The following is a 24724-nucleotide window of genomic DNA, read 5'->3' as shown; positions in this document are numbered from 1 at the left end:
CCCGGCCGCCATCCGGGGGAAAAGGACGCGGATTCACCTGCATCAGTACAACAGCTCGGGAAACGCCAGAACTCGCGCTCGGAAAGGAAACCGATCACGATGACACTCGCACCCTTCTCGTCCTGGCAGCGCCGCGGCGGGCTGCTGGCCGGCCCGCCGGCGTACCGCTGGGATCCACGCCGCGAGGTCGACGAGCTCAACACCAGGTTCGGTCAGCTCATCCAGTCGCTCATCGCCGGCGATCCCGGGATCGGCGCGGCGGCCGGCTGGTCGCCGCCGGTCGATGTGGAGGAGACCGAGGACGCCTACGTCGTCGATGTCGACCTGCCCAACGTGAACCCGGAGGATGTCAGCCTCGAGATGCGCGGCGAGGAGCTGCGGATCTCCGGCACGTTCGAGGAGCGCGGTCGCGGCGGCATCGTGCGTCGCCAGGGGCGGCAGACCGGCGAGTTCGAGTACATGATCGACCTGCCGAGCGACATCGACAGCGACCGGGTCCAAGCTACCTACAGCAACGGCGTGCTCACCGTCACGGTCCCGAAGGCCAGGGAGGGCCAGCCGCGCCGGATCGAGATCCAGGCGCAGGGAGATCAGCAGGGCCAGCAGTCGATAAGCCAGCAGTCAACAAGTCAGCAGTCAACGGGTCAGCAGTCAACGGGTCAGCAGCCCGGCCGGCAGGCGGGCCAGAGCGGTCAGCGCACCGGTCAGCAGCCCGGCCAGGCCGCCACGGGTCAGCAGGAGTCGGCGCAGCGAGGCGCCCAGCAGTCCGATGCGCAGCCGCGAGGCGGGCAGAGCCCGGGCCAGCGGAGCTGACGGGGCGGTACCGCCGGTTGTGTTGACCAAGATGTGCAAGCACGGCGCGAGGGCACTCCGGTCGACGTGGCGCGACGCCATGCGGCCGCGGTGCTCACGGGCCGGGCCGGGCCGGTTCGAGGCGCCCGTCGGCGCCGCCGGACCCGTTGTGGCGATGCCCCTGCCCGCGCGGCGGGTGGGTCAGGGCGTTGCTCATCTGCGTCGGAGGAAGCCGGCCGGCCGTGAGCGCGGCAGGCTTTCGCGACGCATCAGCCATATCCCGAAAGGAGCCGGTCATGGCCAGAGCTGTAGGTATCGATCTCGGCACGACCAACTCGGTGATCGCCGCGTTCGAGGGTGGCCAGCCGACGGTCGTGCCGAATGCGGAGGGTAGCCGGACGACACCGTCGGTCGTCGCGTACACCGACACGGGCGAGCGGCTGGTCGGGCAGTTGGCCCGGCGGCAGGCGGTGCTGAATCCGAAGGGCACGATCTATTCGGCGAAGCGGTTCATCGGCCGGAAGTTCGACGAGGTCACCGAAGAGGCGAAGACGGTCACGTACGACGTCGTGCCGGGGCCGGACGGGGCGGTCCGGTTCAACGTGCGCGGGAAGCTGATCTCGCCGGAGGAGGTCTCCGCGCAGATCCTGCGCAAGCTCGCCGACGACGCGGCGAAGTACCTGGGGGAGAAGGTCACCGAGGCCGTCATCACTGTCCCGGCGTACTTCAACGACGCCCAGCGGCAGGCGACCAAGGACGCTGGGAAGATCGCCGGTCTTGAGGTCCTGCGGATCATCAACGAGCCGACCGCGGCCGCGCTCGCCTACGGGCTGGACAAGAAGGGCCACGAGACGGTCCTGGTGTTCGACCTGGGTGGCGGCACGTTCGACGTGAGCATCCTCGACGTCGGCGACGGCGTGGTGGAGGTGCGGGCGACGGCCGGGGACACCCACCTGGGCGGCGACAACTTCGACCACCGCCTGGTCGACTACCTCGCCGAGGAGTTCAAGCGGGAGCAGGGCATCGACCTGCGCAAGGACCCGCAGGCGTTGCAGCGGCTCACCGAGGCCGCGGAGCGGGCCAAGATCGAGCTGTCGTCGGTGACGCAGACGCAGGTGAACCTGCCGTTCATCACCGCGGACGCGAACGGGCCGAAGCACCTCACGATGACGGTCACCCGCGCCAAGTTCGAGGAGCTCACGCACGACCTGCTGGAGCGCACCAACGGCCCGGTGCGGCAGGCGATGAGCGACGCCGGTGTCAAGGCCGACGATCTCGACGAGGTCATCCTCGTCGGCGGCGCGACCCGGATGCCCGCGGTGCAGGCCCTCGTGCGCCGGCTGACCGGCGGCAAGGAACCCAACATGACGGTCAACCCCGACGAGGTGGTCGCGCTCGGTGCGGCGATCCAGGCCGGGGTGCTCAAGGGCGAGGTGCGCGATGTCGTGCTGCTCGACGTCACCCCGCTCTCCCTCGGGGTCGAGACCCTGGGCGGGCTCATGACGAAGGTCATCGAGCGCAACACCACCATCCCGACCCGCCGCACCGAGACGTTCACCACGGCACAGGACAACCAGCCGGCCGTCGACGTCGTGGTGCTGCAGGGCGAGCGGGAACGCGCCGCCGACAACCGGGTCCTCGGCCGGATGCGGCTGGAGAACATCCGCCCCGCCCCGCGCGGTGAACCGCAGGTCGAGGTGACCTACGACATCGACGCCAACGGCATCCTCAACGTGTCCGCGAAGGACAAGGACACGAACGCGGAACAGAAGATCACCATCACCGAGAGCGGCACGCTCGACAAGGCCGACGTCGAGCGGATGGTGCGCGAAGCCGAGCAGCACCGCGCCGAGGACCAGCAGACACGTCAGGAGATTGACGCCCGCAACGAGCTCGACAGCGTCGCGCACCAGGTGCAGCGCCGCCTCGACGAGCTCGGCGATCAGGTTCCCGAACACGAGCGGGCCCGTGCCTCGATGCTCGTGCAGGAAGCCCGGCAGGCCGTCGAGGGGCAGGCGCCGATGGACCGGGTGCAGAGCCTCACCAACGACCTTCGGCAGATCATGTTCGCGTTGCAGTCCGCCGGGCAGCAGCCGGCCGGCGCCGAGCAGACCGCGGGCCAGGAGGCCGGGCAGCCCGGCGGTTCGGCTGCGGCCGACGACGTCATCGACGCGGACTTCACGGGAGGGTGAGCCATGGCCGAGCCGAACGGCGAGGGCATCACCACCGCCGCCGATGACCTGCCCCGACAGGTGCCTCGGCCCGACGCGGAGGAACGGGTGCCTCGGCCCGACGCGCAGGAACGGGTGCCTCGGCCCGACGCGGAGGAACGGGTGCCTCGGCCCGACGCGGAGGAAGCGGCCCGGCCGGAGGACGAGAAGCTGGCCGAGGTGCGGGAGCGGGCGCAGCGCGCGATCGCCGACGCCGACAACGCCCGCAAGCGGGCCGAGCGGACATGCGCGGAGCGGGTCGCGGCGGAGCGGCAGCGGGTCGCCTCGGCATGGCTGCCCGTGCTCGACAACCTGGATCTTGCACTGCGCCACGCCGGTGCCGACCCCGACGCGATCGTGCAGGGCGTGGCGCAGGTCCGCGACCAGGCCGCGGACGTTCTCGCCCGCCTCGGCTTCGGCCCGATCGGCGCGGTCGGTGAGCCATTCGATCCGGCCCGGCACGAGGCGGCCGAGGCGGTCGCGGAACCGGGCCTGCCGGCCGGCACGGTCGCGCGGGTCATCCGCCTGGGCTACGGCGGCGACACGCTGCTGTTGCGCCCGGCAATCGTAGCCGTGGCCAGCGCCGGCAGTGGTGGCGGCGGGCCCGGCGCGGACACGGATCGGCAATCCGATGGCGGCTGAGCGACGCGACTTCTATGAGATCCTCGGCGTCCCACGGACCGCGACGCCGGAGGAGATCCAGCGCGCGTACCGCACGCTGGCCCGCCGCAACCATCCGGACGTCAACAAGGAGCCGGGCGCCGAGGACCGTTTCAAGGACATCACCGAGGCCTACGACGTGCTCTCGGACCCGAAGAGCCGCCGCAAGTACGACCGGTTCGGCGCCCAGTGGCGGCAGGTGCCCGACGACTTCGAGCAGCGCGCCGGGGCCCGGCAGCGCGCGTCGGCCGGCGCCGGGTTCCCGGGTCAGGGCGCCGGCTTCGGCGGTCGGGGCGGCATCGGCGAGGAAATCGACATCGAAGACCTGCTCGGCAGCATCTTCGGCGGAAGACCGGGCGGTGCCGGCGACCGTTTCGGCCGTGGGCCGGTGCCCGGCGCCGACACCGAGGCCGAGATCACCATCAGTGTCGAAGAGGCTTATCGCGGCGGCCGGCGCCGGATCACGCTCCCCGGCGGCCCCGCGGGGCGCACCCGCGAGTACGAGGTCACCATTCCCGCCGGGGTCACCGAAGGGCAGCGGATCCGGCTTGCGGGGCAGGGCTCCAGCGGCGCCCGCGGCGGCCCGTCCGGCGACCTGTACCTGGTGGTGCACATCGCGCCGCATCCCCGGTACAAACTCAGCGGCCGCGACATCACGGTGGAAGTCCCGGTAGCGCCGTGGGAGGCGGCCCTGGGCGCCACGGTGCCGGTCGAAACGCCTGGCGGCACCGTGCGGGTCGACGTCCCGCCCGGCACGCCGTCGGGGCGGCGCCTCCGGCTGCGCGGCCGGGGCCTGCCGAACCCGCGCGGCACGCCCGGCGACCTCTACGCCGAAATCAAGATCATGGTGCCGCCCAAGCTGAGCGACGCCGAGCGGCGCCTGTTCGAGGAACTGGCGAAGGTGTCGTCGTACAACCCACGAGGTGACCGATGATGTACGCCTTGATGTGCAGCCCCTACCTGTCCACCGACGAGTTCGCGGCGGCCGCCGGCCTGCACCCGGACCTGGTCGGCCGGCTGGTCGCGCTGGGCCTGCTGGAGCCGCACATCGACGAGCGCGGCAACCGCTGGTTCGCCCGGACACAGCTCATCCAGGTCGCCCGGATTCGCCGGCTGCACGCCGGACTGCCGCTGAACTACGTGGCCGTCGGCATCGTGCTCGACCTGCTCACCCGCATCGACGAACTCGAGGCGCAACTCCGGAGGCGGACATGGACCTGAACCGACTCACCGAGAAGTCCCAGCAGGCACTGCACGACGCGCAGACGAAGGCGATGCGGCACGGCCACACCGAAGTCGACGGCGAGCACCTGCTGCTCGGCCTGCTCGAGCAGCCCGACGGTGTCGCGGTGCGGCTGCTCACCGGCCTGGGCGTCGACATCGAACAGCTGCGCGACCGCGTCGAACGTGACCTGGAGCGCCGGCCGAGCGTGACCGGGCCCGGTGCCCAGCCCGGACAGGTGACCGTCAGCCGCCGGCTCGCCGCCGTCCTCGATGCCGCCGAGCGCGAGGCCCGCCGGCTCAAGGACGAGTACATCTCCGTCGAGCACCTCCTCCTGGCGCTCGTGGACGAGGGCAGCTCCACCGATGCCGGCCGGGCCCTGCACGACCTCGGCGTCACCCGGGAGCGGTTGCTCACCCAGCTCACCGAGCTGCGGGGGGCGCAGCGGGTCACCTCCGCGAACCCGGAGGCCGCCTACGAGGCCCTCACCAAGTACGGACGGGACCTCGTCGCCGACGCCCGCGCCGGCCGGCTCGACCCCGTCATCGGCCGCGACGAGGAGATCCGCCGTGTCGTGCAGATCGTGTCGCGCAAGACGAAGAATAACCCTGTCCTCATCGGCGACCCGGGCGTGGGCAAGACCGCGATCGTCGAGGGCCTGGCCCAGCGGATCGTCAACAACGACGTCCCGGAGGGGCTGCGCGACAAGACGATCTTCGCGCTGGACATGGGCTCCCTGGTGGCGGGGGCGAAGTACCGCGGCGAGTTCGAGGAGCGGCTCAAGGCCGTGCTCGCCGAGGTGACCGCCGCGCAGGGCCGGATTCTGTTGTTCATCGACGAGCTGCACACGGTGGTGGGCGCCGGGGCCGCCGAGGGGGCGATGGACGCCGGCAACATGCTCAAGCCGATGCTCGCCCGCGGCGAGCTGCGCATGATCGGGGCGACCACACTCGACGAGTACCGCAAGCACATCGAGAAGGACGCCGCGTTCGAACGCCGGGTCCAGCCGATCCTGGTGCAGGAGCCCACCCCGGAAGACGCGGTGACCATCCTGCGCGGGCTGCGTGAGCGCCTCGAGGTGTTCCACGGCGTGCGCATCCAGGACGGGGCGCTCATCGCCGCGGTCCAGCTGTCCCACCGGTACATCGCCGACCGGTTCCTGCCGGACAAGGCCATCGACCTGGTCGACGAGGCCTGCGCGATGCTGCGCACCGAGATCGACTCACAGCCGGCCGAGCTCGACGAGGCCGCCCGGCGCCTGCTGCGGCTGGAGATGGAGGAGGCCGCGCTGTCCAAGGAGGATGACCCGGCCAGCACCGCCCGGCTGGATCAGATCCGGCGGGAGATCGCCGACCTGCGCGGCGAGGTCGACGCGATGCGTGCACAGTGGAACGCCGAACGTCAGGCGATCCGCAAGGTGCAGAGTCTGCGGGAGGAGGTCGAGCGGATCCGGCGGGAAGCGGAGGCGGCCGAACGCCGCTACGACCTGGACCGGGCCGCGGAGCTGCGCCTGGGCAAGTTGCCGGAGCTGGAGCGGCGGCTGCGTGCCGAGGAGGAGCGGCTCACCGCCAAGCAGGGCGGGCACCGGCTGCTGCGCGAGGTCGTCACGCCCGACGAGATCGCCGGGATCGTGGCCCGCTGGACCGGCATCCCCGTCGCCCGGCTGCTGGAGGGCGAACGGGACAAGCTGCTGCACCTCGAGGAAGTCCTGCACGAGCGGGTCGTCGGTCAGGACGAGGCCGTCCAGGTCGTCACCGACGCCGTCATCCGCGCCCGCTCCGGTATCAAGGACCCGCGGCGCCCGATCGGCTCGTTCCTGTTCCTGGGCCCCACCGGCGTCGGCAAGACCGAGCTGGCCAAGGCCCTCGCCGCGGCGCTGTTCGACACCGAGGACAACATGATCCGGCTCGACATGAGCGAGTACCAGGAACGGCACACCGTGTCCCGGCTCGTCGGCGCGCCGCCCGGCTACGTCGGCTACGAGGAGGGCGGGCAACTGACCGAGGCGGTGCGCCGCAAGCCCTACTCGGTCGTCCTGCTCGACGAGATCGAGAAGGCCCACCCCGACGTCTTCAACACGCTGCTGCAGCTGCTCGACGACGGACGGCTCACCGACGCCCAGGGGCGCACCGTCGACTTCCGCAACACGGTCGTCATCATGACGAGCAACCTCGGATCGCAGCACCTGATCGAGGGCGTCACGATGGACGGGCAGCTCACCGACGAGGCCCGCGCAGGGGTCATGACGGCCCTGCGCGAGAACTTCCGCCCGGAGTTCCTCAACCGCATCGACGAGACGGTGCTGTTCAAGCCGCTGACCCTGCCGGAGATCGAACGGATCGTCGACCTGCTGCTCGACGATCTCCGCAAGCGCCTCGCCGACCGGCGGATCACCGTCGAGGTCACCGAGGCGGCCCGGCGCTTCATCGCCGAGGCGGGATTCGACCCGGTCTTCGGCGCCCGCCCGCTGCGCCGGTTCCTGCAGCGCGAGGTCGAGACCCGCATCGCCCGTACGCTGCTGACCGGCGACGTCCGCGACGGCGCGACCATCACCGTCGACCTGGGACGCGACGGGATCGAGATCGACTGGAGCCAGGAGCCGGCTACCTCCGCGGCGGCCGCCTGACCGAGTGCGCGGCGCGGCGTGGACGCTCCGCCGCCGTCGGCCGGCCGAAGGGGCCGGGCCGATGGCGGCGGAGCGAGCTCATGCCCGGCCTGCCGCGCCGGAAGACGCCGGGGTCTTGGCGAACTCCTGCACGATGCGCTCGCAGAACGCGGGCAGGTCATGGGGCGAGCGGCTCGTGGTGATGTTGCCGTCGGTGACGACTTGCTCGTCGACCACCTCCGCCCCGGCGTTGCGCAGGTCGGTGCGCACGCTCGGCCACGAGGTCAGCCGCCGGCCGCGCGCGACGCCGGCCTCGACCAAGCTCCACGGGCCGTGGCAGATGGAGGCGACCGGCTTGCCCGACTGGACGAAGTCGCGGACGAACCGCACCGCGGCAGGTTCCATCCGCAGCTTGTCCGGGTTCACCGTCCCGCCCGGCAGGAGCAGTGCCTCGTAGTCGTCGACCGACGCCGTGCCGACCAGTTGGTCGACCGGGAAGGTGCCCGCGTCGTCGAGGTCGTTCTTGCGCGCCCGGATCTCGCCGGTGGCGATGGAGACGACGGCGGTGCGGGCGCCGGCGTCCTCGAGCACCTGCCGCGGCCGCTCCAGCTCGACCCGCTCCACCCCGTCGGCCGCCAGAATGGCGACGCGGCGTCCGTTCAGCACTCCAGCCATGTCACGCACCCGCCCTCGCCATCGCCGGATCAGTTTTTGCGTCGTACGGGCCGCCCGGCACATCCGTGACCTTGACCTGCCGCGGCCCCTCGTGAACCACTGTATGCATTCCTGCCCCCTGCCTCGTGGGATCTCTTTCGGCGCCGGACCTTGGCCGAGCCCGGCCCGGTTCCGGCGCCTCCGGGATCGTGCTGGCCAAGCCTTGCTCCGCGTCACGTTGCGAACCAGACCTATGGCGAGTGAGATGTCGAGCGCGTGAGCCGCGCCCCGGCGGGTGGGGGAGCGGGGGCGCCGGCCGTTCAACCGCTACGCCGGCCTCAGACGGACAGCACGACCTTGCCGCCGGCGGTACGGCTCTCCGCCAGCTGATGCGCCCGTGCAGCGTCCTCGAGGGGGACGACCGCGCCCACCTTCGGCTGCAGCCGGCCCTCCCCGACCAGCCGGCTCAACGCCAGCAGGCCGGCGTGGTCGGGTTCCACCAGGAAATTGGTCACCCGCACGCCTTTGTCCGCGCCGAGGCGGGCCACCGCATCGTCCACTCCGGACGGCACCAGGACCACGGTGCCCCCGGGGTTGACCAGCGGCAGCGACCGTGGGGTGTAGTCCTGGCCGACGAGGTCGAGCACCACGTCGACCGGGCCGACGACGTCCTCGAACCGGGTCGTGGTGTAGTCGACGAGTTCGGCGGCGCCCAGCGCGCGCAGCTCCTCGTGGTGGCCGGCTCGGGCCACGCCGATGACGTGCGCGCCGAGTGATGCGGCGATCTGGACGGCCAGCCGTCCGACCCCGCCGGCGGCGCCGTGGATCAGCACCCGGTCCCCGGCCTTGAGGTGCGCGGTGTCCACCAGCAACTGCCAGGCGGTCAGCCCGGAAAGTGGCAACGCTGCGGCTTCGGGGAACGACAACGACGGCGGCTTGGGGGCGAAATGCCGCGACGGGGCCGTCACGTACTCGGCGTATGCGCCGGCCTGGCGGGGAAACCACGGCATGCCGTACACCTCGTCGCCGGGCGAGAAGATGGTGACGCCGAACCCGCACTCCTGCACCACCCCGGCCACGTCCCAGCCCAGGATCATCGGCAGGTGCGACAGGGGCCCGTGCCCTTGCCGCTGCTTGAGATCGACCGGGTTGATGCCGGCCGCGTGGACCCGCACCAGCACCTCGGTGCTGATCGGTCGCGGTGCCGGCACCTCGCCCAGTTGCAGCACCTCTGGGCCGCCGAACCGGTCCAGGATCACTGCCCTCATCCGGCAACTCCGTCCTGTCGAAGCCTGCGACGGCCGGTGATGTACCCGCGGCCGGGGGAACGAACCCCGGTTTGTGCCGCGGGACGGGGGTAGCCGACGGCTATGGTTGCCGCTCCGCTCGGTGCGTGGCTCGCCCGGGATTATGAGGTCGTCGCCGAGATCCCCGACCTGATGCCGACGGGCGTCACGGTCGCCGACTCGGGGCGGGTGTTCGTCTCGATTCCGCGGTGGGGCGACGACGTGCCCTACACGGTCGCCGAGGTCGTCGGCGGGAAGCTGGTCGCGTTCCCGAACGTGGAGATCAACCGGTGGAACCCGCAGCGGGCCGCCGACACCCTGGTGTCGGTGCAGAGCGTGATCGTTGATCCGGCCGGGTCCTTGTGGCTGCTCGACACCGGCAGCCTGGCGTTCGCGCCGTTCGTCGAGGGCGGGCCGAAGCTGGTGCAGGTCGACCTCGAAAGCGGGCAGGTGGTTCGGGTCATCCATCCCTCTGCCGCGGCCATGACCCCCACGGCGTACCTCAACGACGTCCGCTTCGACCTCTCGCGGGGCGAGGCGGGGTACGCGTACATCACCGATTCACAGCCCGAGGGTGCCCTGGTCGTCGTGGATCTGGCCTCCGGCGAGAGCTGGTCGCGGCTGCGTGGACACCGAAGTACCCATGCGGAGGACGGCTTCCGGGCCGTGGTGCAGGGGGTCGTCCGCGAGGGATACGTCGTCGGCGCGGACGGTATCGCGTTGAGCGCCGACGGCGAGCGACTGTACTTCTGCCCGCTGTCGAGCCGGCGCCTGTACAGCGTCGCCACCGCGGCCCTGCGTGACCGGGACCTTCCCGAGGCCGAGGTCGCCGCTCGGGTGGTCGACCACGGCGACAAGGGTGCGTCCGACGGTCTGGAGTCAGACACGGATGGTGCGGTCTATGCCACCGCGTACGAGCACAGCGCGGTGCTGAAAGTGGCCGCCGACGGCACCTGGACCACGATTCTGCACGCACCAGCATTGCTGTGGCCGGACACGCTGTCGCTCGCGGCGGACGGCTACCTGTACGTGAGCGTCAACCAGCTTCCCCGCGCGCCGCTGTTCAACAACGGCGTCGACGATCGTGTCCCGCCGTACCACATCATCCGGGTCCCGGTGCACGCACGCCCCGTGCGGCTCGGTCCGACCGCAGCCCGTCCGGCGCCGGCGCCCTGACCGCCGCCGGACGTCACGCCGGCGCAGCGGCGCCGCCTGCGTCAAGACGATCGCCGGTCTGGCCCCGCCTGATGTGTCGCCGCACCGGGGCCGGGTAGCTAGGGCGCATGCGCAGATTCCTAGTCCGACCGCTCCCGGCCGCCGTCGCTCTGGCCGCCGTAGGAGCTGGCGCGATCACCGGCTTCGCCATGGTCGTCAGGCGGCGCCGGGCCCACGAACCCGACCGTTGGCACACCGTCACCGTCAACCGCTCGCCCGGGCAGCTCGATCCGCTGCCGCCGCCGCTGAATGCGCTTGGTTTCCCGGTGGAGGCCCGCATCCAGCCGGCGCCGGGAGACCGGGGTACGGAGCTGGCGGCCCGGGTCGTGTCCGGCTCCGATCCCGAGCGCGTGCGGCGGCTGCGAGCGGGGCTGCGCGAGGCGCGGTCAATCGCCGAGGTCGGTGAGGTGCTGGTGCCGGACGCACCGGCGGCCACGAAGCCGACGCTCAGATCCGCTCCGCTGGCGTACGCGATCAAGCACGGACGTGAGGAGGGCCGGCTGTGAGGGCATTGGTGTGGCAGGGCGTGAACAAGGTAGGCGTGGAAACGGTCCCGGATCCCCGGATTCGCAACAGCGGCGACCTCATCGTGAAGGTCGCACGGACGGTGACCTGCGGGTCGGACCTGCACCTGCTGGGCGGGTACATCCCGTTCATGCGCAACGGTGACGTCCTCGGCCACGAGTTCCTCGGCGAGGTCGTCGAGGTCGGGCCGGGCGTGCGCAAGCACAGCGTCGGCGATCGGGTGGTCGTGTCGTCGTTCATCTCGTGCGGGCAGTGCTGGCACTGCCGCCACGAGGAGTACTCGCTGTGCGACAACGGCAACACCAACCCGGACATCACCGAATTCCTGTGGGGCGCGGCACCGAGCGGCTGCTTCGGGTACTCCCACGCGATGGGCGACAACGCCGGGAGTCACGCCGAGTACATCCGGGTGCCGTTCGCCGACGTCGGGGCGTTTGCCGTACCCGAGTCGGTCAGTGACGAGCGGGCCCTGTTCGCGTCCGACTCGGCCGCGACCGGCTGGATGGGCGCGGATCTCGGCGGCGTACGCCCCGGCGACGTGGTCGCGGTGTGGGGGGCCGGTGCCGTCGGGCAGATGGCCGCCCGGGCCGCGATGCTGCTGGGCGCGGAGCAGGTCGTATGCATCGACCGGTTCGAGTACCGCCTCGACATGGTCCGCCAGCACATCGGCGCCGAGACGATCGACTACACCACCACCGATGTGGGGGCCGAGCTGCTCGAGCGCACCGGCGGGCGCGGCCCGGACGTGTGCATCGAGGCGGTCGGCATGGAGGCCCACGCACCCGGCCCGCAGTACGTGTACGACAAGACGAAGCAACAGCTGCGACTCGAGACCGACCGCCCGGCCGCGGTGCGTTCGGCGATCTACAACTGCCGCAAGGGCGGCAGCGTCTTCGTGCTCGGCGTGTTCGCCGGATTCGTGGACAAGTTCCCGCTCGGTGCGCTGATGAACAAGGGCCTGACGGTGCGGGGAGCGCAGATGCATGGTCAGCGGTACGTCCCCATGCTCCTGGATCGCATGGCGAAGGACGAGCTCAAGACCGAGCACCTCGCGACCCACACCATGCCGCTGGAACAGGGCCAGACCGGCTACGACATCTTCAAGAACAAGGAGGACGGCTGCGTCCGGACCGTCTTCGTGCCGTGAGTGGTCAGGCGGGACGGCACGTGCACGGCGCCCCGGTGCCGTGCACGCGTAGCTGCGGTGACGGCCGCTTTGCCGGCGCGTCAACCTGAACGTGGGTGGACCCGGCAGTTGGTGTGGAGGTATCGGGCGGCACCGTCGGTGAAGTCGTAGATCGCGACCGTCTGGGCGTCCTCCAACGGGTCCGCCGGGCCGGTTCTTCGCCCGGCTCAGCCAGCAGATGCGCGGCAGCACCCTCGCCGAGCCGGTCGTGTATGACGCGCTGAGCGTGCTCGCCGCACTCGTGCACGCCGGTCGACCGCTCACCCTCCCCACACTGGCCACCGCGCTCGACTGGCCCCGGGGCCGTCTCGCCGCCGCGCTGGAGGCGATCCGGCTTCACCCGGCCATCGCCGATCCGCTCGCGCTGCAGACCGTCGAGCGCCAGACCTACACCATCACCACCAGACCGGACCGCCTCACCCAGGCGCAACGCCAAGCCCTCGAAGACGTGGGCGCGGCACGGCGCGGCACCGGCAGATGCGTAAGATCGCCGGGCATGGGTTGATCACTAGAACGCAGCGCTTCCCATCCCCGGATCGCCGGCCGACTGGGGATGCCGGAACGGCGTTGGTTGAGGAATGTCATGGAACTTCGCCGGTACGGAACCGAAGAGGCGCGGACCGCGGGGTTGCCGCTGGAGGAGCTGGAGATCCTGACCCGCGAGGGTATTCCGCTGGACTGCTCGTCGCTGTTCGTAAGTGCCGCCCGCCTGGAGCGGGCAGGCGACCTGGTTCCGCTTGGAAAGCTCTGGAGTGAGGAGTTCGAGGCGCGCCTGAACTTGGTCAGCCGCCAACTCGACGCGATCCATCTGGAAAGCGGGGAATTGACGCTGCTGAACTCGTCGCTGCGCCAGTTCGTGGCCACTTTAGCGCCGTACTGTGCATTCATTGACAAGCGGGCGCTCGTCGATGAGCAGGACGGGCGGGCGTTGGTGCGCATCGAGGCGGAGGGTCGTGAATTGCGTCAGAGGCTGTACGCGGTGGATCCTCTTACTCGCAGCGGAGGCTGGTGGTCCGGAGTCCTGGACGAACTGTGACCGTCGATCCGCCGGCCGGTGAGGCGGCGGCTGTCACTCGCGGCATACGGCCCCGGACCAGCAAGGAGTTCCCGGCCGGTACCCGCAGCGCCGTTACCCGGCCCCAGGGGACAAACCGCCCGGGCCACACTCCACTCGGCCCACGGGTCAGGCGCTCTGCACCTGCCGCAGCGCCTCGAGCATCCCGTGCAGGTGGGCCGCGGCCCGCTCGATGTCGGCGTGCTTGTACTGGCCCGCGCGGACCTCCGCGGACAGCACGCCGCACCGGTGGACCTTGTCGAAGTCGCCGTACGGGAACTTGAAGTGCGCCTTGCGCTCGGGCGGCTCCTCGTCGTCCACGCCCAGGTGCCACTTCGCGTACTCGCCGATCCCGTGCGCGGCGATGAACTCGTTCTTCTTCTCGGTGGAGGGCTGGTGCTCGCTCCAGGCATCCCGGCCGTCGAGCACGTACCGCCCCTGCTCGATCAACTTCCGGGCCCGCGCGTACCCGCGCTCGTTCAGCGTGACTGCCATGTCTCATCACCGTCCCGATCCCGTAAGCGGCCAAGCCTATGTCGGCGGCCGAGTGGCGGCCAAGGCGGAAGGGCTGGCCCGGTAGCGGTCAGGCAGCGTACGCGGGTTGTGGGCCGCCGCTTTTCGGGTAGGGGCGGATACCAGGAGCGGCCAAAGGGAAGCCGACCGGCGAAGGCGAAGTGTCATGGCGACCTCCGGCGGGGCGCGAACCCCGCGACCTGACAGGGACGTGGTGCGGCCGAGTGTCACACCGCTACACCTGATGCGGGGCCTGCTCTCGGCAGACAGATCGCGCATCGGCGGTGACATCGTCGCTGGCGTCACGCTGGCCGCGCTCGGCATCCCGCAGAGCCTCGGCTACGCCAGGATCGCCGGCATGCCGGTGATCACCGGCCTGTACGCGATGGTCGCTCCGATGGCCGTGTTCGCCGTGCTCGCATCCTCCCGTCATCTCGTCGTGGGTGCTGATTCCGCGGTCGCCGCGATGCTGGCGGCCGGGCTGGCTGGTTCCGCCGTCGCGGGCTCGCCGCGGTACGTCGCGCTCGCCGGGCTGGTCGCGCTGCTCACCGGGGTGCTGCTACTCCTCGCCCGCCTGATCCGGCTGGGGTTCCTGGCCGACTTCCTGTCCCGAAGCGTGCTGATCGGGTTTCTCACCGGCGTCGGCGTCCAGATCGCCGCCGCGCAGCTTGCCGACATGCTCGGCGTGCATGCCGGCGGAAACAGTGTGATCGGCAAGCTCGTCGCAGCCGTCCGGGGGCTGGGCCACCCGAACCTGCCCACCCTCGCCGTCTCGGTTGGTGTCATCGCGGTGGTCGTCGGGTTTCGCCTGTTGACCCGCCGGATCCCCGGCGCCCTGATCGCCATCGTCGGTGCCGTCATCGCCAGCCGGCTGCTGCGCCTGCCGGCCCGCGGCGTCACCGTCGTCGGCCCGGTTCCACAGGGCCTGCCGCGGCCGCACCCGCCGGCGCTGTCGCTGCACGACGCGGTGGCGCTGCTCCCTCTCGCCGGTGCGTGCTTCGTGGTGATCGTCGCGCAGAGCTTCGCGACGTCCCGCGCGTACGCCGCGAAGTACGACGAGACGGCCGACGAGAACGCCGACCTGGTGGGACTGGGCGCGGCCAACGTCGCGGCCGCCTTCACCGGCACGTTCGTGGTCAACGGCAGCCCGACCCAGACCCAGATGGTCGACAGCGCGGGCGGTCGCAGCCAGGTGGTCCCGCTGACCACCAGCGTCGTCGTGGTGTTCGTGCTGCTGTTCCTGACCGGTCCGTTGACGTTCCTGCCGTTGGCGGTCCTCGCCACCATCGTGTTCCTCATCGGGTTGCAGCTGATCAACGTCTCGGGGATGCGCCGGCTCCTCGCCGTGCGCCGCGACGAGTTCCTGATCGCGTTGCTGACCGCCGTCACCGTCGTGTTCGTCGGCGTCGAGCAGGGCATCGTGCTCGCCGTCGTCGCGTCCGTCATCGACCATGTGCGCCACACCTACGCGCCGTACACCGCCGTGCTCGTCACCGCAGATGGCCATTTCATCGACGTGCCGCCGACCCCGCAGGCCCGCACCGCCGCAGGACTGGTGATCTACCGGTTCGGCGCCACCCTGTACTACGCCAATGCCCGCCGGCTCGTCGACCAGGTCGAGGCATTCCAGGATGCACCCGACCCGCCGCGCTGGTTCTGCCTGGACTGCGTCGCGATCAGCGACGTCGACTTCACCGCCGCGGCGGCTCTGCGCCAGGTCCACAACGAGCTCGCCGCGGCCGGCGCGCGACTGGTCCTCACCGAGGTCCTCGACCCCGTTCGCGCCGAGCTCGACCGGTACGGCATCACGCGGCTGATCGGCAGCGACGCCTACTTCGCGACACCCCGCGACGTCGTGGACGCTTTCGGAACGGAGGCGCCGTCGAACAGGCACCCGCCGGCGTGAGCCGACGCGGCGGCCATGAACTCGCTCCCCGTGCTCACGCGCGCCTCCAGACTCCGGCGAGCAAAAAGATCTCCACCAGGGTCACGAGGCCCAGGCCGACGATCCACCAGCCGGTGAAGTCGCCGAAGACCGAGGCGACCGTGAGGCCGAGGCCCAGGCCGAAGCCACCACCGAGGCCGAACAGGGCCCCGGTCGGCAGGCGCGCCGCGCCGAGCCCGGAGACGATACGCCAGAGCAGCCAGAGGCCGCCCGGCGTCACCAGGACGATGCCAACAAGATCGATCAGGGACGGTCCGTGGCCGGGCCCGAAGCGGATCACCCGCGGGCCTTCGGCGGCGGCGGGCAGTGCCAGGACGCCGATTCCCAACAGGACGAGGATGAGGGCGATGACGATCTGACGACGTATCGGCATGTTCGAGATTATGGGTTGCTCCGCGACCACCGTCACGACCTGGCCGGCGCCAGTTCCCGGTCCGCCTCGGCCTGCACCCGGTCGAGGTCGCCCTCGATCTTCGCACCCGCCACGGCGTCGGGCAGGTCGTCCTCCATCCGGTGCAGCGGCCGGTAGCGCAGGCCGAGCACGGCCCATCCCATGAGTACCGCGCCGACGGTCACGAGCAGCAGGCTCATGCCGCGCACCGGGCCGATCCCGGTGCCGGCGATCCGGTCGGCCAGCCACGGCGCGCTGACGTAGCCGGCCGGGGCCATCGCGACCGCGAGCATCTGGTTGGTCGCCAGCACCCGGCCCTGGAGCTCCAGCCCGACCTTGATCTGGATCAACGCCAGCCAGTGCGCGTTGAGGATGCTCGTCGACGCCCACCAGACGAAGATCCCGATGCTGAGGACGAGGACCGCGGGCCGCAGCCCCATGACGAGGATGCCGGCGCCGACGCCGAGCACGAACCCGACCATGCCGGTGGCCCGCCGCCGGGTGCCGCCCCACACGAGCATGACGACGGCCCCGAACGCCGCACCCAGGCCGCTCGCCGCCGTCACCAGGCCGACGTCCGCGGCGTCACCGATCGACAGCACCAGCGGGGTCACCACCACCGTCGCGATCGAGCTGAGGTAGTTGTCCACCAGGAAGAAGACGATCATCACGACGAGCGGGCGGCGCCGGACGATGTACCGCCAGCCGCCCACGATCGCCTGCCGGAACGTCTCCTCCCGGCGCCGGAACAGCCGGTCCGGGAAGCGCACCACCAGCAGCGTGGCCAGCCCCAGCACGAACGTCAACACGTCGATGCCCACCACGGCGGGCAGCCCGAACGCGGTGATCAGCGCGCCGCCGGCCAGCGGGGCGAGCAGCATACCGAGCCCGGTGCCGAGCTGGGCGACGGCGTTGGCCTGCGGCAGGTACGGCTTGGGAACCAGTTGCGTGATCGCGGCCAGGTACGCGGGCCGGTGGAACGCCGTGACCAGCGACCCCGTCCCCACGATCACGGCGACGTGCCACAGTCGCAGGCTGTCCAGCCACAGCAGGACGACGAGCGCGGCGACCGTCAGCCCGGCGACGGCGTCGCAGGTCAGCATCACCCGGCGCCGGTCGAACCGGTCGGCGACCGCGCCACCGACCGGCGCGCCGACGATGGCCGGCATCACCGCCAGCAGCGTGATCAGCGCGTAGTCGGCCATGCGGCCGCTGGCCTGGTATGCCCAGACGCCGAGCGCGAACGCGCTCAGCGCGCTGCCGATCAGCGACGCCGTCTGGCCGGCGGCGACGAGGGAGAATGCCCGGAGGCTGCGGCGGGCCGCCGATCCGGCGACCGCCACGTCGGCGACCGGCGGCGGCACCCGCCCGGCCCGCCACGCCGCCAGCCGCCCGCCGATCAGCTCGGCGACGTGCGTCGCCTGGTGCTTGAGGAAGTAGTGGCCGGCGTGCGGCACCACGGCGAGCTCGACCCGGTCGGCGTACGCGCCCCACTCCCGGTAGCGCTCCTGGTAGAGCTCGGTGCTGCGGTCGCGCTCCCCGACGACGCACAGCACCGGGACGGACAGCCGGGTCCGGTCGGCGCGGGCGAGTTCGCCGGTGTGGAACAGCTGCGCCTGCCGGGCGTCGTGGCGCAGGCTGTTCATCATCGTCCGGAGGTCGGTGTCGTCGAGGTCGTCGAGCATCCCGCCCATGGCCCGCAGCACGTCGCGGTAGTCGCGATCGGACATCCACCGGTCGCTGGGCAGCACCCGGTTGAACCACGCGGAAAGTCGTCCGGGCAGCCGCGCGGTCGGGAACGCCGCCGCCAGCACCACGCCGGCCAGCTCGGCGCCGTCGGCCTGGAGCCGCTGCGCCAGCGCGACCGCCGTCGCGGTGCCGACACAGTGCCCGTACACCACCACCGGCCCGGTGACCCGCTCTGCGACCTCGGCGGCCACCCGGTCGACGAGCCGCGGCAGCGGCAGCAGCGGCTCGTCGGGGCGGGCCGGGTCGTGCCCGGGCAGCTCGATCGCGTACGTCGCCACGCGCGGGCCGAGCGCCATCGCCAGCGGCCGGTACGCCGCCGCCGACCCGCCGCCGTACGGGACGCACACGACGGTGACCTCGGCCGCGCCGGCCGTTGCGCCGAGCCGGTGCAGCAGCCCGGCCGGTTCGCCGGACCGCCGGTCGAGGAACGCCGCGAGGTCGCGCACCGTCGGGTGGTTGAACAGGTCGATGACCCGCAGGTCCGGATCGGCCGCGCGGGCGGCCTGCACCGCCTGGAAGGAGTCGCCGCCGAGGGCGAAGAAGTCGTCGGTGGCACCGACCCGCTCGACGTCGAGCACCTGCGCGTAGGCGGCGGCGACCCGGTGCTCGGTCGCCGTGGCCGGCTCGACGTAGGCGGCCGGCGCCGCCTCGGCCGGTGCGGGCAGCCGCGCGCGGTCGACCTTGCCGTTGGCGGTCAGCGGCAGGGCGTCCAGGCCGGTGATGGTGGTCGGCACCGCGTACTCGGGCAGGTCCTGCCGCAGGCGCCGGCGCACCTGGTCCACGTCGGCCGTCCCGGTGATCCAGGCGGCGAGCCTGCGCTGGTGGCCCTCGCCGACCGGGAGCACGACGGCCTCCCGGACGCCGGGCAGGCGGCGCAGCACCGCGACGATCTCACCGGGCTCGACCCGGTACCCCCGGATCTTGACCTGGTCGTCGGCCCGGCCCCGGAACTCGAGCTGGCCGTCGGGCCGCAGGCGCACCAGGTCGCCGGAGCGGTAGCAGCGGCGGGTGGGGTCCAGCGGGTCGGCCGGGAAGCGTTCGGCGGTCAGGTCGGGACGGCCGAGGTAGCCCCGGCTGACCGTCGGGCCGCCGATCCACAGCTCGCCGGGGATGCCGGCCGGCTGCGGCCGCCCGGCGGCGTCGGTGACGTAGAAGTCCACATCGGACAGTGGCGGGCCCAGCGGCACCGTGGACCCGGTGCGCGGCACCGCGTCCACGTCGCACATCGACACCGCGACGGTGGTCTCCGACGGCCCGTACGAGTTGAGGACCGTGAGGTCGGGCCGTGCCGCGCGGACGCGGTCGACGAGGTCCCACAGCAGCGGTTCACCGGCCAGGATCAGCACCCGGCGGGGCAGCACCCGGCCCAGGTCGCCGTGCGCGGCCAGCAGTTCCAGGTGGCTCGGCACGCACTTGAGGACGTCGACCCGCTCGCGCTCCTGGTACGCGGCGAACGCCTCCGGGTCGGTGGCGGTCTGCCGGTCGACCAGGTGCAGCGTGGCACCGGTTGTCAGCGCGCCGAACAGGTTCGTCATGCCCAGGTCGGCCGCGTGGGTGGAGACCAGCGCGTAGCTCGCGCGGGGGGCCGCGCCGAGGTACGCGAGCGCCGCCGCCAGGTAGTGGGTGATGTGCCGGTGCTCCACGGCCACGCCCTTGGGCGCGCCGGTGGAGCCTGACGTGAAGATGACGTAGGCCAGCCGGTCCGGGCGTACCCCGGCGTCGGGCCGGTGGGTGGGCAGGCCGGCCCAGGTGGCGTCGTCGTCGAGGATCGCGACGGTCCCCTCGGCGTGGCCGGTGAACTCGCGTTCGGCGAGCGTGGCGACCGCGCCGGCGCCGCGCAGCACCGTCCGCACCCGCTCCGGCGGGTAGCCCGCGTCGACGGGCAGGTACGCCGCGCCGGCCTTGAGGACGCCGAGCAGCGCGACCGCGAGGTGGCTCGTGCGCTCGGTGAGCACCGCGACCGGCTGGTCGGCGCGCACCCCGCGGTCGAGGAGCCAGTGTGCGACGCGGTTGGCCCGCCGGTCGAGTTCGGCGTAGGTGAGCGTCGCGTCGGCGGCCACCACCGCCGGCGCGTCGGGGGTGGCGTCGGCCCACCGCTCGATGAGCGGATGCAGAACGCCGTCCTCGTGCGGCAGGGGCGGGCCGGCCAGCGCCGGGCCGTCGACGGGCGCCAGCGGGATCGCGCCCAGCGCAACGTCCGCAGTGGACAGCAGGCCGTCGAGCAGCGTGATGTACCAGGAGACCAGCCGCCGCGCGGTCGGCTCGTAGAACAGCGCCGACCGGTACGTCAGGCTGCCGCGCAGTGCCGTGCCGTCGACGGCGACGTGCCACGACAGGTCGGACTTCGCCTCGGTCTCCGGCACCGGCACGACCGTCGCCGGCAACCCGGGGCCGAACTCCACCACCGCTGGGCCGGCATCGTGCACGTTGAGGCTCACCTGGAACAGCGGGCCGGTGCCGTCCTCGCGGTCCGGGCGCAGCCGCTGCACCACCCGGTCGAACGGCACGTCGGCGTGGGCGAACGCGGCGAGCGCCGCCGCCCGGGCCGCGTCGAGCAGGTGCCCCGCGGTCGCCGCCGCGTCGACCTCAGCGCGGACGACCAGCGTGTTGACGAAGCAGCCGACGACATCCTCGGTGCCCGGGCCGTGCCGGCCGCTCTCCGGCACGCCGACCGCGATGTCGCTCGCACCGGTGAGCCGGGCGAGCAGCGCCTGGAGGCCGGCCAGCAGCACCATGAACGGCGTCATGCCGCGGCTGCCGGCCAGCGCCCGGATCCGGCCGGCCAGCGCGTCGGGCACCTCGAACGGCACGGCGGCGCCGGCGGTGCCCGCGGCGAACGCCCCGCCCGCGGCGGGCGGCCGGTCCGTCGGCAGGTCGAGCCGGGACAGCCCGGCCAGCTGCCGCTCCCACCAGTCCAGCGCCGGACCGTCCGGTTCGGCGCGCAGCGCGGTCGCGTGGTCGGCGTACTGCGGCGCGGGCGGGGGCAGCAGACCGACGCCGGTGCGGTACCGGTACAGCGCCACGAGGTCGGCCAGGATCAGCCCGCGGCTCCAGGCGTCGGTCGCCACGTGGTGCAAGACGATCGCCAGGTGGTCGGCCCCGTCGGCGACCCGCAGCAGCACGGCGCGCATCGCCGGGCGCCGCTGGAGGTCGAACGGGTGCGCCACCTCGGCGGCCAGCACGCGGTCGAGGTCGGCGGCGGGCACCGACCGCTCGCGGACCGGCACGTCGGCGGCCCGGCCGATCCGGCCGCACGGCTGCCCGTCGACCGTGGTCACGGTGGTGCGCAGGACCTCGTGCCGGTCGGCGAGCAACCGGACCGCGTCCAGCAGCGCCGTGCCGTCGATGCCGGCCGGCAGGCGCAGGACGATCGGCACGTGGTAGGTCGGGCTGGCCGGGTCGAGGCTGGCCAGGAACCACAGCCGGGCCTGGGCCGCCGACAACGGCACCACGGTCCCGGGCCCGCGTCGGCCGGCCGCCGACGCCACGCCGTTCGCGGGTGGTGCGGTGCGGTCCAGGGCGGCGGCGAAGTCGCGCAGCACCGGGTGGCGGAACGTGAGCCGGGCGGGCACGTCATGGCCGGTGGTCGTGCGCAGCAGCGCCGCGACCCGGGTGGCGGCGAAGGAATGCCCGCCGAGGGCGAAGAAGTCGTCGTCCGGGCGGATGGTACCGGTGGCCGGCGCGCCGGGCCGGCCGTCCAGGACCTGGCGCCACGCCGCGGCGACCGCCTCCTCGGTGGGGCTCAACGACACCGGGCCGGTATCGACGGCCGTCACCGGTTCGGGCAGCCGGGCCCGGTCGACCTTGCCGTTCGGGGTCAGCGGCAGGGCGTCGAGCCGCACGATCGACGCCGGGACCATCCAGCGCGGAAGCCGCCGGCGCAGTTCGTCGCGCAGCCGTGTCTCGTCGGGTCCGCCACCCTCGGTGCCGGTGAACCACGCCACCAGCCGGCGCCCGCCGGGCGGCCCCACCGGCAGCACGACCGCCGCGTCCACGCCGCCGAGCCGGCGCAGCGCCGCGGCCACCTCGCCGGGCTCCACCCGGTACCCCTGAATCTTGACCTGGTCGTCGGTGCGGCCGAGGAAGTCGAGGTGGCCGTCGGCGCGGAGGCGGACCCGGTCACCGGTGCGGTACCAGCGGACCCTGGACTCCGTGACGAACCGCCGCGCGGTCAGCCGGTCGTCGTGCAGGTAGCCGCGGGCGAGGCTCGGGCCGGCCAGCCACAGCTCACCCGGCAGGCCGGCGGGCAGCGGCGCGCCGGCGCGGTCGGCCACCCGGCACCGCACGCCCGGCAGCGGCCCGCCCAGCGGCACCACGTCGGCGCCGGCCCGGTCGGTCACCGTCGACACGTCGAGGGCCAGGACGGCGACGGTCGTCTCGGTCGGGCCGTAGTGCACCTGGACGGCGAGGTCGGGCCGGGCGGCCCGGACCCGGTCGACCAGCTCCCACGGGCACGCCTCGCCGGCCAGGATCAGCAGCCGGCGCGGAAGCACGTCGGCGAGGTCCGCGCCGGTCTCCGCGGCCAGCAGGTGCAGGTGGCTGGGGACGAGTTTGAGCACGTCGACCGGGTGGCGGGCCAGGTAGCCGGCGAACGCGGCGGCGTCGGTGGCCGTTGCGACGTCGACGAGGTGAGCGGCCGCGCCGGTGGTCAGCGCGCCGAGCAACATGGTCAGCCCGAGGTCGGCTGCCTGCGTCGAGACCAGGGCGAACGACGCGGCACCGGCCGGCAGCCGGTCGCCGATCCCGCAGAGGTAGCGGGTGATCGCCCGGTGCTCCACCGCCACACCCTTCGGCGTGCCGGTGGACCCCGAGGTGAAGATGACGTACGCCAGCCGGCCGGGGTCGCACTCCACGCCCGGGTCCCCGTCCGGGCCCACCGGGAAGGTCTCCGGATCGTCCAAGTGGCGCACGGCGACCGGCAGGTCGGCGTCGGCGAGTCCGTCGGCCAGCGCCTCGTCCAGCCCGTCGGCGACGAGCACCGTGGCGGCGCCCGCGGCCCGCAGGAGGGCGGCCAGCCGCGCGGGCGGGTACGTCGGGTCGACGGGCAGGTACGCCGCTGCGGCCTTGAGGATGCCGAGCAGCGCCACCGGCAGGTGGGTGCTGCGTTCGGTGAGCACCGCCACCGGCTCGTCCGGCGCCACGCCGTCGGCCAGCAGGCGCCGGGCGACCCGGTTCGCCCGGCGGTCCAGTTCGGCGTAGGTGAGGGTGCCGTCGGCGGCGACCACGGCCGTCGCGTCCGGGGTGGCCGCCGCCCACCGGGTGACCATCGGGTGCAGGGTGCCGGTCGGCGCGTCCACCGGTGCACCGGCCACGGCCGGGTCCACGGTGCCCGGCAGCGGCACCGTCCGAATGAGACCGTCCACATCGGATACCAGGCTGGCGAGCTGCGTCAGGAACCACCCGGCGATCCGGTGCGCGGCCGCCGCGTCGCAGTCGCGCAGCCGGTACTCCACCACGCCGTCGAGCGGGCCGTCGCCGGCGTCGGCGAGCCGCACCGTCAGGTCGGCCCGGACCCGGTCGGTGCCGCCGACGGTGACCGTCGCGGCCAGCCCCGGGAACGTGGCCGGGTGCGGGTCGGCGGGGACCACGTTGAGCAGGACCCGGAACAGCGGCGTCGAGCCGTCGTCGCGGCGCGGGTTGACGCGCTCGACGATCCGGGGGAGCGGCACGTCGGCGTGGCTCAGCGCGTCGAGGGCCGCCTCGCGGGCGCGGGAGAGCACGTCGCGTCCGGTGGGATCGCCGGACAGGTCGGTGCGGACCACGACGGTGTTGACGAAGCAGCCGATCGCCGACCCGCTGCCGGGCTCCCGGCGCCCCGCCTCGGGAACGCCGACGGCGACGTCGGGGTCGTCGCCGGTGCGCGCCAGCATCGCCTGGAGCGCCGCCAGCAGGACCATGAACGGCGTCATGCCGTGCGCGGCCGCGACGGCGCGGACCCGGTCGGCGAGCGCGGCCGGCACGGTCAACGGCACCTGTGCCCCGGCATCGTCGGGCGTGCGGTCGGGCTCGCCGGCGGGCGCGTTCACCCGGCCGACCGGCAACGGCGCGGGCGTGAGCCCGGCCAGCCGCCTTGTCCACCACCGCAGATCCTCCTCGTCGGGCTCCGGCGCCCGCCGGCGCCCCCGAACCGGCCAGACCGGCGCGGGCGGGCCGTCGCCCGCGTGGTGGCCGGCGTAGCGCTGCGCCAGCTCGGCGACCAGCAGCGTGATCGACGCGTCGTCCATGGCGACGTGGTGCGCGGTCAGCGCCAGGTGGTGCTCGCCGGTGCCGACCGCGAACAGCGTCACGCGCAGCGGCGGCTCCGCGGCGAGCCGGAACGGCCGCCGGGCGTGGTCGGACAGTGCGGCGGCGAGCGTGTCCGGGGTGACCGCACGCTCGTCGACGGGCACCGCGTCGGCCGGCCCGGCCACGGCGACGGGCGTGCCGTCGTCGACCGTGATCGTGCTGCGCAGGGCCGGATGCCGCCCGATCACGTCGCGCACGGCGGCGAGCAGCGCCGGCCGATCGAGCGGGCCGACGAGCCGCACGACGATCGGGACGTGGTAGGCCGGGCTGTCCGGGTCGAGCTGGGAGGCGAGCCACATCGCCCGCTCCGCGCCGGTGAGCGGCAACGTCGACTGTGGATGGTCGTCGGGATCCGCCGCCGGCTCGGCGGGTGTGAACGCGGCGAGCCGCGCCTCCAGGAGCGCGCGCAGCGCAGCCCGATCCTGCATCTGT

General features: G+C 72.8%; 17 protein-coding genes. 12 read left to right on the top strand and 5 right to left on the bottom strand.

What is annotated here, in order from left to right:
- The first annotated feature begins 99 nt into the window (after positions 1-99).
- The 6 genes from ACQP2P_RS34700 (at position 100) to clpB (ending at position 7510) form a co-directional block, all read left to right on the top strand.
- Entirely contained in the window at positions 100-813 is a 714-nt protein-coding gene (locus tag ACQP2P_RS34700) for an Hsp20/alpha crystallin family protein (protein WP_433608161.1), read from the top strand.
- Positions 814-1088: 275 nt separating this feature from the next.
- On the top strand, positions 1089-2984 hold the full coding sequence (gene dnaK / locus ACQP2P_RS34695) for a molecular chaperone DnaK (RefSeq protein ID WP_433608159.1): 1896 nt from the start codon (positions 1089-1091) through the stop codon (positions 2982-2984).
- A gap of 3 nt (positions 2985-2987) precedes the next feature.
- Positions 2988-3644, top strand: coding sequence for a nucleotide exchange factor GrpE (locus ACQP2P_RS34690; protein ID WP_433608157.1), 657 nt, complete (start codon positions 2988-2990; stop codon positions 3642-3644).
- Positions 3634-4596 carry a DnaJ C-terminal domain-containing protein gene (locus tag ACQP2P_RS34685; RefSeq protein WP_433608155.1) on the top strand — a complete coding sequence of 321 codons (963 nt, stop codon included), beginning with the start codon at positions 3634-3636 and terminating at the stop codon, positions 4594-4596. Before ACQP2P_RS34690 ends, ACQP2P_RS34685 begins: the two co-directional genes overlap by 11 nt.
- Positions 4593-4883 (top strand): chaperone modulator CbpM, encoded by a 291-nt coding sequence (locus ACQP2P_RS34680; protein WP_433608153.1) that lies wholly within the window; start codon positions 4593-4595, stop codon positions 4881-4883. The genes ACQP2P_RS34685 and ACQP2P_RS34680 overlap by 4 nt, the downstream gene beginning before the upstream one ends.
- Complete coding sequence (gene clpB, locus ACQP2P_RS34675) at positions 4874-7510, top strand: ATP-dependent chaperone ClpB (RefSeq protein WP_433608151.1); 2637 nt, start codon at positions 4874-4876, stop codon at positions 7508-7510. Before ACQP2P_RS34680 ends, clpB begins: the two co-directional genes overlap by 10 nt.
- A gap of 78 nt (positions 7511-7588) precedes the next feature.
- On the opposite strand, the gene ACQP2P_RS34670 is transcribed toward clpB, so the two are convergent.
- Both ACQP2P_RS34670 and ACQP2P_RS34665 read right to left on the bottom strand, forming a co-directional pair.
- Positions 7589-8164: a type 1 glutamine amidotransferase domain-containing protein gene (locus ACQP2P_RS34670; protein ID WP_433608149.1), complete on the bottom strand. Its 576-nt coding sequence runs from the start codon at positions 8162-8164 to the stop codon at positions 7589-7591.
- A gap of 317 nt (positions 8165-8481) precedes the next feature.
- Complete coding sequence (locus tag ACQP2P_RS34665; RefSeq protein ID WP_433608147.1) at positions 8482-9411, bottom strand: NADP-dependent oxidoreductase; 930 nt, start codon at positions 9409-9411, stop codon at positions 8482-8484.
- A gap of 102 nt (positions 9412-9513) precedes the next feature.
- Here ACQP2P_RS34665 and ACQP2P_RS34660 point away from each other — a divergent pair, with 102 nt between their 5' ends.
- The 5 genes from ACQP2P_RS34660 to ACQP2P_RS34640 all read left to right on the top strand — a co-directional run bounded on the left by ACQP2P_RS34660 (position 9514) and on the right by ACQP2P_RS34640 (position 13391).
- Positions 9514-10605, top strand: a complete 1092-nt coding sequence (locus tag ACQP2P_RS34660; RefSeq protein WP_433608145.1) for an L-dopachrome tautomerase-related protein — start codon at positions 9514-9516, stop codon at positions 10603-10605.
- A 188-nt stretch (positions 10606-10793) separates the two neighbouring features.
- Positions 10794-11150 carry a hypothetical protein gene (locus ACQP2P_RS34655; RefSeq protein WP_433608143.1) on the top strand — a complete coding sequence of 119 codons (357 nt, stop codon included), beginning with the start codon at positions 10794-10796 and terminating at the stop codon, positions 11148-11150.
- Positions 11147-12316, top strand: coding sequence for a zinc-dependent alcohol dehydrogenase (locus ACQP2P_RS34650; protein ID WP_433608141.1), 1170 nt, complete (start codon positions 11147-11149; stop codon positions 12314-12316). The genes ACQP2P_RS34655 and ACQP2P_RS34650 overlap by 4 nt, the downstream gene beginning before the upstream one ends.
- 247 nt (positions 12317-12563) lie before the next feature.
- Positions 12564-12860 (top strand): hypothetical protein, encoded by a 297-nt coding sequence (locus ACQP2P_RS34645; protein WP_433608139.1) that lies wholly within the window; start codon positions 12564-12566, stop codon positions 12858-12860.
- Positions 12861-12938: 78 nt separating this feature from the next.
- A complete protein-coding gene (locus ACQP2P_RS34640; protein ID WP_433608137.1) occupies positions 12939-13391 on the top strand; it encodes an SUKH-4 family immunity protein in 453 nt (150 codons plus the stop codon).
- Between the two features lie 147 nt (positions 13392-13538).
- Here the strand turns inward: ACQP2P_RS34640 and ACQP2P_RS34635 are convergent, their stop codons facing one another.
- The gene (locus tag ACQP2P_RS34635) at positions 13539-13904 is read right to left on the bottom strand and encodes a hypothetical protein (RefSeq protein ID WP_433608135.1); all 366 of its coding nucleotides are present in this window, start codon (positions 13902-13904) and stop codon (positions 13539-13541) included.
- Positions 13905-14166: 262 nt separating this feature from the next.
- On the opposite strand from ACQP2P_RS34635, the gene ACQP2P_RS34630 reads away from it, so the two are divergent.
- Positions 14167-15828, top strand: a complete 1662-nt coding sequence (locus ACQP2P_RS34630) for a SulP family inorganic anion transporter (protein ID WP_433608133.1) — start codon at positions 14167-14169, stop codon at positions 15826-15828.
- A gap of 34 nt (positions 15829-15862) precedes the next feature.
- Here ACQP2P_RS34630 and ACQP2P_RS34625 read toward each other — a convergent pair whose 3' ends face one another.
- Positions 15863-16270 carry a hypothetical protein gene (locus tag ACQP2P_RS34625; RefSeq protein WP_433608131.1) on the bottom strand — a complete coding sequence of 136 codons (408 nt, stop codon included), beginning with the start codon at positions 16268-16270 and terminating at the stop codon, positions 15863-15865.
- A gap of 2 nt (positions 16271-16272) precedes the next feature.
- Complete coding sequence (locus tag ACQP2P_RS34620) at positions 16273-24720, bottom strand: amino acid adenylation domain-containing protein (RefSeq protein ID WP_433608129.1); 8448 nt, start codon at positions 24718-24720, stop codon at positions 16273-16275.
- Positions 24721-24724 lie beyond the last annotated feature (4 nt).

The sequence above is a fragment of the Dactylosporangium sp. CA-139114 genome (genome assembly GCF_050955725.1).
Taxonomy (GTDB): Bacteria; Actinomycetota; Actinomycetes; order Mycobacteriales; family Micromonosporaceae; genus Dactylosporangium.
The sequence above is the reverse complement of the archived record's forward strand: the minus strand, read 5'-3'. Positions and strand labels throughout refer to the sequence as shown.

Coding starts and splice junctions, on each gene's coding strand:
- ACQP2P_RS34700 (WP_433608161.1), top strand. CDS start 100: ATGACACTCGCACCCTTCTCGTCCTGGCAGCGCCGCGGCGGGCTGCTG.
- dnaK (WP_433608159.1), top strand. CDS start 1,089: ATGGCCAGAGCTGTAGGTATCGATCTCGGCACGACCAACTCGGTGATC.
- ACQP2P_RS34690 (WP_433608157.1), top strand. CDS start 2,988: ATGGCCGAGCCGAACGGCGAGGGCATCACCACCGCCGCCGATGACCTG.
- ACQP2P_RS34685 (WP_433608155.1), top strand. CDS start 3,634: ATGGCGGCTGAGCGACGCGACTTCTATGAGATCCTCGGCGTCCCACGG.
- ACQP2P_RS34680 (WP_433608153.1), top strand. CDS start 4,593: ATGATGTACGCCTTGATGTGCAGCCCCTACCTGTCCACCGACGAGTTC.
- clpB (WP_433608151.1), top strand. CDS start 4,874: ATGGACCTGAACCGACTCACCGAGAAGTCCCAGCAGGCACTGCACGAC.
- ACQP2P_RS34670 (WP_433608149.1), bottom strand. CDS start 8,164: ATGGCTGGAGTGCTGAACGGACGCCGCGTCGCCATTCTGGCGGCCGAC.
- ACQP2P_RS34665 (WP_433608147.1), bottom strand. CDS start 9,411: ATGAGGGCAGTGATCCTGGACCGGTTCGGCGGCCCAGAGGTGCTGCAA.
- ACQP2P_RS34660 (WP_433608145.1), top strand. CDS start 9,514: ATGGTTGCCGCTCCGCTCGGTGCGTGGCTCGCCCGGGATTATGAGGTC.
- ACQP2P_RS34655 (WP_433608143.1), top strand. CDS start 10,794: ATGGTCGTCAGGCGGCGCCGGGCCCACGAACCCGACCGTTGGCACACC.
- ACQP2P_RS34640 (WP_433608137.1), top strand. CDS start 12,939: ATGGAACTTCGCCGGTACGGAACCGAAGAGGCGCGGACCGCGGGGTTG.
- ACQP2P_RS34635 (WP_433608135.1), bottom strand. CDS start 13,904: ATGGCAGTCACGCTGAACGAGCGCGGGTACGCGCGGGCCCGGAAGTTG.
- ACQP2P_RS34630 (WP_433608133.1), top strand. CDS start 14,167: ATGCGGGGCCTGCTCTCGGCAGACAGATCGCGCATCGGCGGTGACATC.
- ACQP2P_RS34620 (WP_433608129.1), bottom strand. CDS start 24,720: ATGCAGGATCGGGCTGCGCTGCGCGCGCTCCTGGAGGCGCGGCTCGCC.